12 protein-coding genes and 1 tRNA gene are annotated in these 13135 nt (G+C 76.1%); 5 read left to right on the forward strand and 8 right to left on the reverse strand.

Annotated features, from left to right (window positions below; translation table 11 throughout):
- Positions 1–12: 12 nt before the first annotated feature.
- Positions 13–711, reverse strand: a complete 699-nt coding sequence (locus IH54_RS39580; RefSeq protein WP_159011769.1) for a VOC family protein — start codon at positions 709–711, stop codon at positions 13–15.
- A 51-nt stretch (positions 712–762) separates the two neighbouring features.
- On the reverse strand, positions 763–2526 hold the full coding sequence (locus tag IH54_RS0110045; protein ID WP_052397270.1) for a multicopper oxidase family protein: 1764 nt from the start codon (positions 2524–2526) through the stop codon (positions 763–765).
- A 234-nt stretch (positions 2527–2760) separates the two neighbouring features.
- Here IH54_RS0110045 and IH54_RS0110050 point away from each other — a divergent pair, with 234 nt between their 5' ends.
- Entirely contained in the window at positions 2761–3804 is a 1044-nt protein-coding gene (locus IH54_RS0110050; RefSeq protein WP_052397271.1) for a LacI family DNA-binding transcriptional regulator, read from the forward strand.
- A gap of 31 nt (positions 3805–3835) precedes the next feature.
- On the opposite strand, the gene IH54_RS0110055 is transcribed toward IH54_RS0110050, so the two are convergent.
- The 3 genes from IH54_RS0110055 to IH54_RS0110065 all read right to left on the reverse strand — a co-directional run bounded on the left by IH54_RS0110055 (position 3836) and on the right by IH54_RS0110065 (position 5537).
- Positions 3836–4234, reverse strand: a complete 399-nt coding sequence (locus IH54_RS0110055) for a VOC family protein (protein ID WP_031515022.1) — start codon at positions 4232–4234, stop codon at positions 3836–3838.
- A 99-nt stretch (positions 4235–4333) separates the two neighbouring features.
- Positions 4334–5311 carry a phosphotransferase gene (locus IH54_RS0110060; protein ID WP_031515024.1) on the reverse strand — a complete coding sequence of 326 codons (978 nt, stop codon included), beginning with the start codon at positions 5309–5311 and terminating at the stop codon, positions 4334–4336.
- A gap of 141 nt (positions 5312–5452) precedes the next feature.
- Positions 5453–5537, reverse strand: a tRNA-Leu gene (locus IH54_RS0110065).
- A gap of 208 nt (positions 5538–5745) precedes the next feature.
- On the opposite strand from IH54_RS0110065, the gene IH54_RS0110070 reads away from it, so the two are divergent.
- From IH54_RS0110070 to IH54_RS47900, 3 genes are all read left to right on the forward strand, one after another.
- Positions 5746–7101 carry a M20/M25/M40 family metallo-hydrolase gene (locus tag IH54_RS0110070; RefSeq protein WP_031515026.1) on the forward strand — a complete coding sequence of 452 codons (1356 nt, stop codon included), beginning with the start codon at positions 5746–5748 and terminating at the stop codon, positions 7099–7101.
- 186 nt (positions 7102–7287) lie between these two features.
- A complete protein-coding gene (chpH, locus tag IH54_RS0110075) occupies positions 7288–7521 on the forward strand; it encodes a chaplin ChpH (protein ID WP_031515028.1) in 234 nt (77 codons plus the stop codon).
- A gap of 158 nt (positions 7522–7679) precedes the next feature.
- Positions 7680–8489: a chaplin gene (locus tag IH54_RS47900; protein WP_031515030.1), complete on the forward strand. Its 810-nt coding sequence runs from the start codon at positions 7680–7682 to the stop codon at positions 8487–8489.
- Positions 8490–8676: 187 nt separating this feature from the next.
- On the opposite strand, the gene IH54_RS0110085 is transcribed toward IH54_RS47900, so the two are convergent.
- Positions 8677–8865 carry a DUF5703 family protein gene (locus IH54_RS0110085; protein ID WP_031515032.1) on the reverse strand — a complete coding sequence of 63 codons (189 nt, stop codon included), beginning with the start codon at positions 8863–8865 and terminating at the stop codon, positions 8677–8679.
- 47 nt (positions 8866–8912) lie between these two features.
- Here IH54_RS0110085 and IH54_RS0110090 point away from each other — a divergent pair, with 47 nt between their 5' ends.
- The gene (locus IH54_RS0110090; RefSeq protein WP_031515034.1) at positions 8913–9521 is read left to right on the forward strand and encodes a hypothetical protein; all 609 of its coding nucleotides are present in this window, start codon (positions 8913–8915) and stop codon (positions 9519–9521) included.
- A 168-nt stretch (positions 9522–9689) separates the two neighbouring features.
- Here IH54_RS0110090 and IH54_RS0110095 read toward each other — a convergent pair whose 3' ends face one another.
- Positions 9690–12059, reverse strand: coding sequence for a helix-hairpin-helix domain-containing protein (locus IH54_RS0110095; RefSeq protein WP_078862074.1), 2370 nt, complete (start codon positions 12057–12059; stop codon positions 9690–9692).
- A 32-nt stretch (positions 12060–12091) separates the two neighbouring features.
- Positions 12092–13072: an aldo/keto reductase gene (locus tag IH54_RS0110100; protein WP_031515038.1), complete on the reverse strand. Its 981-nt coding sequence runs from the start codon at positions 13070–13072 to the stop codon at positions 12092–12094.
- Between the last annotated feature and the right edge of the window lie 63 nt (positions 13073–13135).

Consider the following 13135-nt stretch of genomic DNA (forward strand, 5'->3'; position numbering starts at 1 on the left):
CGAGCAGGCCCACTACGAGGCCGATCCGGCGCCTTGCGATGCACCGCACCGGACGCCGCAAGCTCCCGGCAAACCCTCCCGGTCACAGCACCAGCCGCCGACCTCGAACTCGTTGCCCTCGGGGTCGGCCAGGGCCCCCGCGTGGCCGGGCGGGGCGGCGGCGAGGCGCAGCCGGAGCCGGTTGCGGCCGGACTTCGGCGCCGCGGGCGGGCCCATCACGAGGGCGGGCCCGGCGCCCGCCGGATCCCGCAGGCACACGCCCCACTCCCCGCGCCCGGTGACCGCCCAGCCGGTCGCGGCGGACCAGAAGCGGCCCTGCGCCTCCGCGTCGGCGGCGTCCAGGCATATCTGCGCGAGCGCCGCCCCCGGCGCCCCGCGGTGCTCGGGCAGCACGCACAGCTCGTTGCCCTCGGGGTCGGCGAGCACCTCCCACGGCACGTCGCCCTGCCCGATGTCGGCCCGTACCGCCCCGAGCCCCAGCAGCCGCCGCACCGTCGCCTCCTGGCGGCCGCCCCCGGCGAGGTCAAGATGCAGCCGGTTCTTCCCGCCCTTGGCCCCCGCCCCGCCCGCGAACCGCAGCTCGACCCCGCCGCCGGGCGGCCGCACCACCGCGCCGGGCCCCGCGGGCCACTCCAGCGCCGCGGCCCAGAACCGCGCGAGCCCCTCCGCGTCCACCGCGTCGACCACGACCGCGACCACACCGCCTGCCATCGCCACCACCCCCGTGCCCGGTCCCGTCCTCCGGCGAGTTTAGAGGCGGCGTCAGACGGTCAGCCGGTAGCGGGCCATCATGCAGTCGTCCTCGTGGTCGAGGATGTGGCAGTGCCACACGTAGCCCTGCAGGCTCGTGCCGTCCAGGGCGGTGAAGGCGGCGTCGGGGTCGAAGCCGAGTTCGGCGGCGTCGGGGAAGCGGACCAGGACGCGGGTGACGGTGGCGGGCGGGCAGGCGACGGTGTCCTTCAGGCCCGTCTCCCAGGGGGACGGGGGCTGGGCGGTGCCGAGGAGGTAGGCGTCGGGGGAGGGGCGCCAGGGGGTGCCCGCGGGCGGGCGGGGGTTGGCGCGGACGTAGGACTCGATGTCGAGGCGCTGCCGGTCCAGGACGCGCGTGTGCACCAGGTGCAGGTGCATCGGGTGGGCCTGCGGGGAGACGTTGACGAACTCCCACACCTCGGTCGTGCCCTGCCGCGGGGCGGTGACCGGCCCCTGGCCGTACAGCAGGTTGTCCATCGTCATCCCGGCCGGCGGGTAGCCGGGGACGCGGGCCGGGGTGAGGGTGATGATCCGGCGCGCGGCGGTGGGCTGCGGCGGCGCCGGCAGCGGGGCGGGCAGCCCGGCCCCGCCGCGCAGCCGGTCGGGCGGGGGAGTGCGGAAGCCGCCCACCCCGGTGCCGGTGAAGCGCATGATGTCGGCGGTCGGGGCGACCCCCGTCGCCGCCACCACCTCGGGCGACTCCTGCTGGTCGTTGGTCAGGTCGACGTGCTCGCCCGCCGCGAGCGAGCCGAAGTCCACGACCAGGTCCAGGCGTTCGCCGGGGGCGATGCGGACGGACGTGGTGCGGGCCGGCGCGTCCAGCAGAGCGCCGTCCGCGCCGACCACCCAGAACGGCATCCGGTCGGAGAAGAAGAGCCGGTAGCCGCGGGCGTTGGACGCGTTGAGCACCCGCAGCCGGTAGAAGCCGCGGGCGACCTCCAGATACGGCGACACCACGCCGTTGACGGTCATCGTGTCGCCGAACATCCCGCCCTCCCAGTGCCCCTGCGGCACCGCGCGGGCGGTGCGGAAGACGAGCGAGCCGTCCTCGGCGAAGCGCCGGTCGGCGAGCGTGAGCGGCACCTCGAACTCGCCGCCGGGCAGCCCGAGGGGGTTGCCGGCGGCGCCGGTGTCGTACGCGTCGCGCAGCATGTACTGGCCGGCGAGCCCGGCCACCGCGTTGAGCCGGGTGATGCCCATCGCGTGGTCGTGGTACCAGAGGTGGCCCGCCTGCTGGTCGTTCGGGTGGCGGTAGGTCATGCTGCCGCCGGGCCGGAACGCGTTCTCGGGGTGCCCGTCCGCGTCCGGCGGGGTCACGGCGCCGTGCAGGTGCACGGAGGTGCGCGGCTGCGTGCGGTCGAGTTCGGAGGCCCCCTGGAGGGCGGGGTCGACGTCGGCGGCGAACAGGTGCCCGTGGAAGCCGTTGCTGAAGGTGAGCGAGAGCGGCACGCCGCGCTGCGCCTCGATCGTCGGGCCGAGGTACGGCAGCCCGCCGTACGACCACGTCCGCGCCGTGCCCAGGTCGCGGTGGAAGCGGTGCGCCGCGGGGGCCATGGCCAGCGTCCGGTCGCCGGTGAGCACGGGCGGCAGCGGCAGCGCGTCGACGTACGGCGTCAGCTGCGGCGAGGCGAAGGTCAGCTGCCGTGTGCCGGGACGGGGGCTGGGACCGTGGCCGGTCCCGGTGGCGCGGGCGGTCCCTCCCGAGGCGCCGAGCGCCCCGGCGGCGCCCAGTCCTGCGGCGGTGAGCAGCGAGCGACGGGACGGGCCGTTCGGCATGCGGGCTCCTCGGGATCGGCGGGGACCGACCATAGGCAGACAAATGACGCATCGTCAACGATATGGGGCGTCGTGTCCGGTGTGCGGCGGCGGCGCGCGCCGTGGGCCGCCGCCCCCGCGCAGGCCGGGGCGGGCGGCGGGGCGCGCGGGTACGGACCCGGCGGCCCGGGGAGGGCGCCCGGCGGGATATTTTCGCGGGGCCGCCCCGCGCGGGCGGCGGAGAGGAGGAGTGCCATGGCCGGCACCGGCGACCGCCCCCGCCCCGAGGGGAAGACGCTCGCGGTGATCGCCGCGGAGGCGGGCGTGTCGGTGTCCACCGTGTCGAAGGTCCTGCACGACCGCTCGGACGTCGCGGCCCGCACCCGCGCCAAGGTCCAGCGGCTGCTGGCCCAGCACGGCTACCCGGCCCGCAACGGCCCCACCGCCACCGCGCTGGCACCCGGCGGGCTCGTCGACTTCGTCGTCGACGAGATCGACGGCGCCTGGGCCGCCGAACTCATCCGCGGCGCCGAGGAGGCGCTCGACGCGGTCGGCATGGGCCTGGTCGTGTCCGCCGCGCACGGCAGCGGCAGCAGCCCCGCCCGGCGCTGGCTCGACTCGCTCGCCGCCCGCCGCACCCTGGGCGCGATCCTGGTCGTCCCCGAACTCGACCAGCAGCAGCACCGCGAGCTGCTCCGGCTCGGCATCCCCTTCGCACTCATCTCCCCGGCCGAGGAGCCGCCGCCCGGCGTGCCGTGGGTCGGCGCCACCAACTGGCCCGGTGGGCTCGCCGCCACCCGGCACCTGGTCGGCCTCGGCCACCGCAGGATCGCGGTCATCGGCGGCCCGCCGCAGCGGCTCGCCTCGCGTGCCCGGGTCGACGGCTACCGCTCGGCGCTGGAGGAGGCGGGGCTGCCGTACGACCCGGAACTGGTCCGCTACGGCGACTTCACGAACGAGCCCGCCTACCGGCACGCCCTCGACCTGCTGCGGCTGCCGGACCGGCCCACCGCCGTCTTCGCGGGCAGCGACCAGCAGGCGCTCAGCACCTACCGCGCCGCGGCGACGCTGGGCCTGCGGGTGCCGGACGACGTGAGCGTCGTCGGCTTCGACGACCTGGCCTTCGCCGACTGGGTCACCCCGCGGCTGACCACCGTGCGCACCCCGCTGGCCGACATGGCGGCGCTGGCCGCCGGGATGGTGCTCCAGCTGATCGGCGGCGGGCGCCCCGCCTCCACGCGGGTCGAGGTCGCGAGCGAGCTGGTCGTACGGGAGAGCAGCGGCCCGCCGCCGGGCTGAGGGGACCGCCCGGGACCGTACCCCGTACCGGCTACGGCTGGGTCGCGGCCATGTAGAAGATCTCCCAGTGGTGGCCGTCCGGGTCGTAGAAGCTGCGGGTGTGCATCGGGCTGGCCTCCTCGGTGGTCTTCGCCGGCCGCGCCCCCGCCGCCAGCGCCGCGTCGCCGATCCGGTCGACGTCGTCGGGCGAGTCCTGCTGCACGGCCACGATCACCTCCGTCACCGCTCCGGTGTCAGGGACGGGCCGGCCGGTGAACGACGTGAAGAACGGCTCCGTCAGCAGCATCACCAGGTTGTCGTCGCCGACGACCATGCACGCGGCGCGCGCGTCGGTGAAGTCCGGGTCGAAGGCGAAGCCGAGCGCCTCGAAGAAGGCCATGGACCTCGGGAGGTCCTGCACGGGGAGGTTGACGAAGATACGGCCGGCCATGGTGTCCGCCTCTGCTCGGGTGCGCTGCGCACGGGTCCGTTACGCAAGGGTGGACCGGACGGCCCGGCGGAACTCATCGCCCGCCCCGGCCGCGCGGGCTCATTCGCCCAGACGGGCCCGCAGCCACGCCAGCGCCTCCCGGCCCTGGGCGGCCTGGAACGCCCGCAGGGTCGGCAGCCCCGGCGGGGCCGGGCGGCGCGCGTGGCCGAGCAGGAAGCCGGCGAAGGCGGCCACCACGGCGGTGACGGCGTCCTGGTCCGCGCCCGCGGCGACCTCGTGCCGCGCGAAGAGCCGTTCCGGCGGCGGGCCGCCCTGCATCCGCACGCTCGGCAGCATCAGCAGCAGGTCGTACCAGGGCGCGGCCAGGCAGGCCCAGGGCCAGTCCACGACCACGACCCGGCCCTCCGGGGTGAGCAGCAGGTTGTCGGCCCGCAGGTCGGCGTGCGCGAGGGTGCCGCCCGCCGCGCCCGCGGCCCAGCCGGACTCCAGCTCCGCCAGCGCGGGCAGATTCCGCGCCGCCCACGGGTCGAGGCCCACCAGGTCGTCGGTGCCCGCGGCGTGATCCGCGGCGAGGATCCGCCAGCCGCGGAAGGCACCGTCCTGCTTCTCCGCGACCGGCGGCGCGGCGACCGGGCTCGGCGTCAGCGCCGCGGCCAGGCCGCGGACGGCGTCCAGCACCAGGTCCAGCTCGGCCGGCTCCCACGGCTGCGCGGGCAGCCGCCCCTCGACGTCCTCGAAGAGCAGCACCACCCAGCCGTCCAGGTCCAGATCGGCGAGCAGCCGCGGCGCCGGGACCCCGGCGGGAAGGTTCCGGGCGATGCGCACCTCGTCCCGGTGGATGCCAGGGCTCTCCGGGTTCTGCGCCTCGCTCACCGCCTTGACGAAGGCCCGCCGCCCGTCCGCGAGCACCAGCCGCGCCGCGACACCCGGGGAGAACCCGGCGCCCTGCGTGGCCGCCCGCACCACCCGCGCCCCCAGCCGCCCCTCGACCGCCGCCCGCACCCCGGCCGGCACCGCCTCCCACGGCGTCCGCAACCCGCGCGCCTCGGGAGCCCTGACCTCTGCGACCTCGTCCATCCCGGCATCCTTCCGGCCCCCACCCCGCCGGGCGACCGCTTTTCCGCGGAGCCCGGGGCCGGAGCACGGCACGCCCGGCGCGCAGCGGCGGAAGAACGGGAAAAGCAGAAGGACCCCAGATCGACTGGGGTCCTTCGTCAGTGTCCGAGGGGGGACTTGAACCCCCACGCCCGATAAAGGGCACTAGCACCTCAAGCTAGCGCGTCTGCCATTCCGCCACCCGGACGGGTGTGACGTCACGGCCTCCCGGCCGTGGCGACGGGGTAAACCATAGCAAAGATCGGGGGGTGCCGATCACCGTCCCGCCGGGGGCGGGAACGCCGGTCGGGGCGGGTGCGCCTTGGGGGTGTGCGGGGTGGCGGGGCAGGATGGGGGAGGCGTCCGGCGCGAGCGGCGGACGGGTCCGCGATGGGTGAGGGCGAGGAGGAGGCATCGTGAGCGAGTCACGGCCGGGCGGTGCGGGCGGCGGGACATCAGCGGGCGGCGGGCGGGTGAGCGGCGAGGACGAGGTCGCGGCTCTGTGCAGCGAGCTGATCCGTATCGACAGCAGCAACTACGGGGACCACTCCGGGCCCGGCGAGCGCGCCGCGGCCGAATACGTGGCGGAGAAACTGGCCGAGGTCGGCCTCGAACCGCAGATCTTCGAGTCGCACCCGGGGCGCGCCTCGGTCGTGGCCCGCGTCGAGGGCGAGGACCGCTCGCGGCCCGGGCTGCTCATCCACGGGCACACCGACGTCGTCCCCGCCAACGCTGACGACTGGACCCACCACCCCTTCTCCGGCGAGATCGCCGACGGGTGCGTGTGGGGCCGCGGCGCGGTCGACATGAAGGACATGGACGCGATGACGCTGGCCGTCGTCCGCGACCGGCTGCGCAGCGGCCGCAAGCCCCCGCGCGACCTCGTCCTCGCCTTCCTCGCCGACGAGGAGGCCGGCGGCACGTACGGCGCGCGCTTCCTCGTCGACAAGCACCCGGACCTCTTCGAGGGCGTGACCGAGGCGATCGGCGAGGTCGGCGGGTTCTCCTTCACCGTCAACGACGACCTGCGGCTCTACCTCATCGAGACCGCCGAGAAGGGCATGCACTGGATGCGGCTCACCGTGGACGGCACCGCCGGGCACGGCTCGATGACCAACAAGGACAACGCCATCACCGAGCTGTGCGAGGCCGTGGCGCGGCTGGGCCGGCACGAATTCCCGGTGCGTGTCACCAAGTCCGTCCGCGGCTTCCTCGACGAGCTGTCCGACGCGCTCGGCACCGAGCTGGACCCGGAGGACATGGAGGCGACGCTCGCCAAGCTCGGCGGCATCGCCAAGATGATCGGCACCACCCTGCGCAACAGCGCCGCGCCCACCATGCTCGGCGCCGGCTACAAGGTCAACGTCATCCCCGGCCAGGCCACCGCGCACGTCGACGGGCGCTTCCTGCCCGGCCACGAGGAGGAGTTCCTCGCCGACCTCGACCGCATCCTCGGCCCGCGCGTCAAGCGGGAGAGCCTGCACTCCGACAAGGCCGTCGAGACCGACTTCGACGGCGCCCTCGTGGACGCGATGCAGCGCGCACTGGTCGCCGAGGACCCGGGCGCCCGCGCCGTCCCGTACATGCTCTCCGGCGGCACCGACGCGAAGTCCTTCGACGACCTGGGCATCCGCTGCTTCGGCTTCGCGCCGCTGCGGCTGCCCCCCGAGCTGGACTTCGCCGGGATGTTCCACGGCGTGGACGAGCGCGTGCCGGTGGACGGCCTGCGCTTCGGCGTCCGCGTGCTCGACCGCTTCATCGACCAGAGCTGAACCGACCGGATCGAGCGGAACCGATCGAACGCAGCTGAACGGTCGACCGGGTGTTCCCGTACCGGTGGTCTCCTTAGCCGGTACGGGTGAAGGGCCCGGTCCTTTCGTAGCTCTATTCCTCCCGAGGTCGTTACGACGATGTGGTCCGCAGGCTGGGGCCGCACACGTCCACGAGGAGGAACGAGAATGATCAAGAAGGTCGCCGCCGCCGCGGCTGCCACCGGCGGTCTGGTGCTCGCGGGTGCGGGCATGGCCGTTGCCGACTCCGGCGCCCAGGGCGCCGCGGTGCAGTCCCCCGGTGTGCTCTCCGGCAACGTCGTCCAGATCCCGGTGCACGTCCCCGTGAACGTGTGCGGCAACACGGTCAGTGTCATCGGGGTGCTCAACCCTGCCATCGGCAACTTCTGCGTCAACCAGTGAACCCGCGGCGGCCGCACCGACGCGGCCGCCGGCTCCGGACCGGCCCCGGGCGCGCACCCGCGCCCCGGGGCCGGTCGGCATTCCCCGCCCCCATGGCGCATGCGCGCAGGGCCGGCGTGTGCCGGCGCGGGGGCGAACGTAGAACGAGGAGAACAGCAATGCGACAGGTCGCAACCAAGGGCCTGCTCACCGTGGTCGCCACCAGCGGCGTGATCGCCGCGACCGGCGGCTTCGCGTACGCCGACGCCGGCGCCGCCGGTGCGGCCGCCGGGTCGCCCGGCGTGGTGTCGGGCAACGCGGTGCAGGTACCGGTGCACGTGCCGGTGAACGTGTGCGGCAACACGGTCAACGTGATCGGGCTGCTCAACCCGGTGTTCGGCAACAAGTGCGCCAACACCTCCGCCCACGCTCCCGGCACCGGCCGGACCGGCTCGGGCGCCACCGCCCGCGGCGGCGCCCACGACTCTCCGGGCGTCGGCTCCGGCAACGCGGTCCAGGCGCCGGTGCACGTGCCGGTGAACGTGTGCGGCAACAGCGTGGACGTGGTGGGCCTGCTGAACCCGGCCTCCGGCAACGAGTGCGCGAACGGCGCAACCCCGCCGGGCGACACGAGCACCCCGGGTACGCCGGGCAACCCGGGGACTCCCGGTATGCCGGGCACGCCTGGGACACCGGGCAACCCGGGCACGCCCGGAAACCCCGGTACGCCCGGAACCCCTGGCATGCCCGGTACGCCCACCACCCCGGGCAACCCGGCGACGCCGACGACGCCGGCGACGCCGACGACGCCGGCCACCCCGACGACGCCGGCCACTCCGACGGGTGACACCCCCGCCACGCCGCCCGCCGGGGCCACCCTCGCGCACACCGGTGCCGACGGCGCGGCCTTCAGCGCCTTCGCCGCCGGGGCCCTCGTCCTGGGGGGAGCGCTGCTCTACCGCCGCGGTCGCCGCGCCGCCCGCGGCTGAGACGGCCCCGATACGTCAGCGCGTACGCGTCCGGACCCGGCCGCGTACGCGAACGGGCGCCCGACGGCGCCCCTCCGTGCGGGCCGCGCGCTTGCGGCCCGCGCCCGGGTCCGGGCCCGACGCCGCGCGTGCCGCGTCCGTGGGGCCCGTCAGCCGGCCGTGCCCGCCCCGGCCGTGCCCGCGCCGCTCACCAGGTGGCCCGCAGCTGGCGGATGATGCGCCGCCGCAGCCGTACGCGTCTGCTCCCGTCGGGATAGAGGCGCAGCCGGTCCAGCTCCCAGTGCCCGTACTCCGCCTCGTCCGTCAACAGGCGCGTCGCGTCCTTGCGGGAGACCCCCCGCGGGACGTACATCTCTCTGAATTCGTATTCCGGCATCGCATCTATTGTGCAAGCAACGCCCCGGTGCGGATAGCGTCTGCTCCATGTCTGATGACGTGCAGCCCACGGCGGCCGAGGTTCGTGCCGCAGCCGAGGCGGTCAAGGCCGCGCTCGACCGGCATCTCGACGCGGTCGAGAAGCGCAGCGGCGAGGACGACCCCGCCGTTCACGAGGCGTTCGAGGCGCTGGCCTCGGCGGCCGAGTCGTATGACGAGTTGCTGTACGAGGTCTACGACGAGGTCACACCGCTCGAAGTGCCCACCGGCAACGCGATGGCCGACTACGACGGTCCCGAGGAGCCCGAGGCGATCAGCGTGCTGATCCGCCGCGACTACCAGATCGTGGCGCCCGACCGGCTCTTCTCGCAGGCCAGACATGCCAGTGAGGCCACCGACGGATCGGCCACCGCGTCGGTCAACGCGGCCCTCGGGGTGATCTTCGGGGAGTACGAGCCCGACGAGATCGCCCAGCGCCACAAGGACTTCGGCCTGGAGGAGGGCGACGCGGCGGTGTGGGTCTCCGCGGCGGAGCAGGGCGAGCCGGGGGAGTGGCTGGAAGCGCCCTTCGACCAGGCCGACCCGCACATGGTCATCTGCCGCTTCGACATCAGCGCCTTCTACGACGACGAGCTGGCCGCGCTCGACCCGGACTAGCCGCTGCGCGGCGCCGGAGGCGGGGCGCCGAGCCCTTTGCCCGGGGGCGCGGCTGCTGCCCCTGGCGGGGCGCCGGGCGGCCGTGTGGGGCCCGCGTCGCCGTGGCGCCTGCCCGTTCGCCCGTACGGGGCCGTCCCCCTCGCCGGGGGCGGCCCCGTACGCGTGCGGTCAGGCGTCCGCCGCCAGCTCGGCCAGGACCACGGGGAGGCGGGTCGTGCGGGGGGCGGCCGGGGGACCCGCCACGGCCTGGGACAGGCGGCCTTCGGCGCCCTGGACCACCGACAGGTGGCGCTCGCCGCGGCTGAAGGCCGTGTAGATCCAGGAGCGGGTCAGCAGCGGTCCCGCGTCGCCGGGGATCACGACCACGGCCGCGGGCCAGCGCGACGCGGCCGCCTGGTGGCCGGTCACGGCCCAGCCGTGGCGCACGGCCGCGGCCACGTCGGCCCGCGGGACGACGACCGGGCCGCGCTCGCACTCCAGCCGCAGCCCGTCCGGCTCGGCGCCCGCCACGGTGCCCGGCTCCGCGCGGCCGGGCGCGGGCACGTAGACGACGCGGTCGCCCGGGTCGAAGCCGCCGAAGCGGCCGGGACCGGGATTCAGCCGTTCCTTGAGAGCGGCGTTGAGGGCGCGAGTGCCCACCGGTCCGCCGTGGCCGGTGGTGACCACCTGGACCTGCGGCCCGGACAAGCCGAAGGCACGCGGCACCGAGTCGGCGACCAGCTGGACCGTACGGTGCACGGCCTCGCGCCCGTCGTGCACGGGCACCACCACGACCTCCTTGCCCGGCGCGTCCACGGCTGCCAGCTCGCCGATGCCGACGCACGAGACCAGCTCGCCGATCGGCCCCGGGTCCGGCGTGCGGGACACCACGCGCGGGCAGGCGCGGGAGGCCAGCAGGTCGGCGAAGACCCGGCCGGGGCCCGCCGACCACAGGGCGTTCGGGTCGCCGCTCAGCACCAGGCGGGCGCCGTCCGGCAGCGACTCCACGAGCGTCGCGGCCTCCTCGACCGACAGCTGCGGGGCGTCCAGCACCGCCAGCAGGTCCAGGTCGAGGCTGCCGTCGGCGGCGCGGCCCGGGCCCTCGGCGCCCGACAGCAGCCCGTCGAGCGTCACGGCCGCGTCCGGGCCGGTGTCCGCCGCGAGCCGGGCGCGGCCGCTGCCGGAGTACGCGGCCGCGTACGCGCGCAGGCCCGCGGCCCGCGCGGCGGCGACCAGCGCGGCGGGCTCGGCGCGCGCCGCCTCGCCGCCGCTGTGCACGACGAGGCCGCTGCCTGCCGCGGCCCGGATCAGCTCGGCGGCCGAGGGCGTCGGGGCCTGGGCCCCGGCCCAGGCCGCACCGTCGTCCGCAAGGGAGCGCAGGAGCCGGACGAAGCCCTCGCCGAGGGCCTCCTCGGCCATCGCGTAGCGGTCGAGGGCGAAGAGCACCTCGGGCGCTTCTCCGGCCCCGTCCTGCTCTTCCTCTTCCTCCTCGTCGCCGCCCTCGCGGAATTCGAGCAGCTGGCCCTCGGCGACCGCCGTCGCGACCGCGGCCTGCGGCTCCGGCAGCCCGTAGCGCCCGAGGGCGGCGAGCAGCTCGGCGGGCGCCAGCGCGGTGTGGCCGTGCAGCGCGGCGTCCTCCAGCGCCCGGCCGACCAGGGCGCGGGCCCGCCGCTCGTCGCCCGGCCCGCAGGCCTCGCCGAGCAGCCCGCGCGCGAAGCCGTCGGCCTGCTCGACCCGCACGCCGCCGAGCCCCAGCAGCAGCCACGGATCCTCCCGCAGCTCCTGCGCCGCCCGCTCCCCGAGCACCCGCACGACCCCGCCCGCCAACTCAGCGGGCGCCCCGCCTTCCACCAGCACTCCCGCGGCGGCCTCGACCGCCGCGGGATCGACCACGGCGGCCTGCGGCACGACCGGCCCACGGGCACGCTGCCCGCCCCCGCCGCCCGCCGTCCCGGGGCGGGCCGGGGCTTCGGCACCCGCGCGGCGGGGCGCCCCGGCATCCCGGTCCGCCGACTGCGGCGAGTGGCCCGCGTCCGTACGCGCCGAGCCGTCGCCGCTGCCGGGCACCTGCTGCGTCGCGTCCGCACCCCCGGAAGGGCCCGTACCGGCGTGCTGCCCGACCGCGCCGTCCTCCGCCGCGCGCCCGGACCCGCCGCCGTTCTCCGCCGCCCCGGCGTCCGCGTCCGCCGGAGCAGCGCTTTCCGTGTCGGCCCCCGGCGCGCCCGCCGCCGCGGCCGGCTCGTCCGACCCCGGCGCGGACGCCGGAGCCTCCCCCGTCCCCGCCGGGGAGGTGGCCGCACCGTCCTCCTCGGAGGGGGAGCCCTCCGCGCCGTCCTCCGCGGGAGCGGGGGCCTGCGGGCTCACCGGAGTCGCGCCCGCGGCCTCCGCCGCTTCCGCCGCCTGGAGGGCAGCCGCTTCCGCCGCCATCGCCTCGCGGCGTCTGCGGCGGGCCGCGGCGGCGTCGCCGCGCGGGGCGGGGGCCGCGGCGTTCTCGCCGCGCTCGATGGAGCGGATCGCCGCCGCGAGGTCGGCGAGGCCGGAGGGTTCGGCGGGGGGCATTGCGGCCTCCGTGGGGGGAGCGTGACGCGCGTTCAGAGCGTGCTCCAGTCGTGGTCCGGATAGCGGTGCAGCGGCGCCGACACGTCGTCGAGCGCCAGGTTGATCTCTTCCGGAAGGGTAAGCGCCTCCACTGACAACGCCGCCGTGAGCTGCTGCACGTTGCGCGCGCCGAGCAGCGGGGCGGCCACGCCGGGCCGGTCGCGTACCCACGCCAGGGCGACGTGCAGCGGCGAGACAGCCAGGCCGTCGGCCGCTATGGTCAGCGCGTCCACGATGAGCCGGGCGGTGTCGTCGAGGTAGGGGGCGACGAAGGCGGCGAGGCCCTCGTCGCCGCCGCGCGAGTCCTGCGGGACGCCCCCGCGGTACTTGCCGGTGAGCACACCGCGGCCGAGCGGTGAGGAGGGCAGCAGCCCGAGCCCCAGGTCCAGCGCGGCGGGCAGCACCTCGCGCTCGACGCCCCGCTGGAGCAGCGAGTACTCCATCTGGGTGCTGGCCAGCGGGGTGCGTCCGGGGCCCGCGAGCTGCCAGGCCGCGGCCTTGGCGAGCTGCCACCCGCAGAAGTTGGAGACCCCGACGTAGCGGGCCCGGCCGGAGCTGACGGCGATGTCGAGGGCCTGGAGCGTCTCCTCCAGCGGCGTGCCGGGGTCGAAGGCGTGCACCTGCCACAGGTCGACGTAATCCGTGCCGAGACGCTGCAGCGAGGCGTCGAGGGCCGACAGCAGGTGGCCGCGGGAGGCGTCGAAGCGGCGGTCGGGGTCGGGCACGCTGCCCGCCTTGGTCGCGATGACCAGGTCCGAGCGCGGCACCAGGTCCTCCATGAGCCGCCCGAGCAGGTACTCGGCCCCGCCGTCCGCGTAGACGTCGGCGGTGTCGACCAGCGAACCCCCGGCGCTCCAGAAGGCCTTGAGCTGGTCGGCGGCGTCGCGTTCGCCGCTGGTGCGGCCCCAGGTGAGCGTGCCGAGCCCGAGCCGGGAGACGCGCAGACCCGTACGGCCGAGGTGCCTTTGCTCCATGGGCGCTGAGATTACTGCCCGCACCGCTCGAATGGGCGGCAGTGACGTACCTGACAGGTCCGG

Origin of the sequence: Streptomyces sp. NRRL F-5123, assembly GCF_000721495.1 — a bacterium.
GTDB lineage: Bacteria > Actinomycetota > Actinomycetes > Streptomycetales > Streptomycetaceae > Actinacidiphila.

Bases quoted from the DNA above. Each gene is read 5' to 3' on its own strand.
- IH54_RS39580 (WP_159011769.1), bottom strand. From the start codon at position 711: ATGGCAGGCGGTGTGGTCGCGGTCGTGGTCGACGCGGTGGACGCGGAG.
- IH54_RS0110045 (WP_052397270.1), bottom strand. From the start codon at position 2,526: ATGCCGAACGGCCCGTCCCGTCGCTCGCTGCTCACCGCCGCAGGACTG.
- IH54_RS0110050 (WP_052397271.1), top strand. From the start codon at position 2,761: ATGGCCGGCACCGGCGACCGCCCCCGCCCCGAGGGGAAGACGCTCGCG.
- IH54_RS0110055 (WP_031515022.1), bottom strand. From the start codon at position 4,234: ATGGCCGGCCGTATCTTCGTCAACCTCCCCGTGCAGGACCTCCCGAGG.
- IH54_RS0110060 (WP_031515024.1), bottom strand. From the start codon at position 5,311: ATGGACGAGGTCGCAGAGGTCAGGGCTCCCGAGGCGCGCGGGTTGCGG.
- chpH (WP_031515028.1), top strand. From the start codon at position 7,288: ATGATCAAGAAGGTCGCCGCCGCCGCGGCTGCCACCGGCGGTCTGGTG.
- IH54_RS47900 (WP_031515030.1), top strand. From the start codon at position 7,680: ATGCGACAGGTCGCAACCAAGGGCCTGCTCACCGTGGTCGCCACCAGC.
- IH54_RS0110085 (WP_031515032.1), bottom strand. From the start codon at position 8,865: ATGCCGGAATACGAATTCAGAGAGATGTACGTCCCGCGGGGGGTCTCC.
- IH54_RS0110090 (WP_031515034.1), top strand. From the start codon at position 8,913: ATGTCTGATGACGTGCAGCCCACGGCGGCCGAGGTTCGTGCCGCAGCC.
- IH54_RS0110095 (WP_078862074.1), bottom strand. From the start codon at position 12,059: ATGCCCCCCGCCGAACCCTCCGGCCTCGCCGACCTCGCGGCGGCGATC.
- IH54_RS0110100 (WP_031515038.1), bottom strand. From the start codon at position 13,072: ATGGAGCAAAGGCACCTCGGCCGTACGGGTCTGCGCGTCTCCCGGCTC.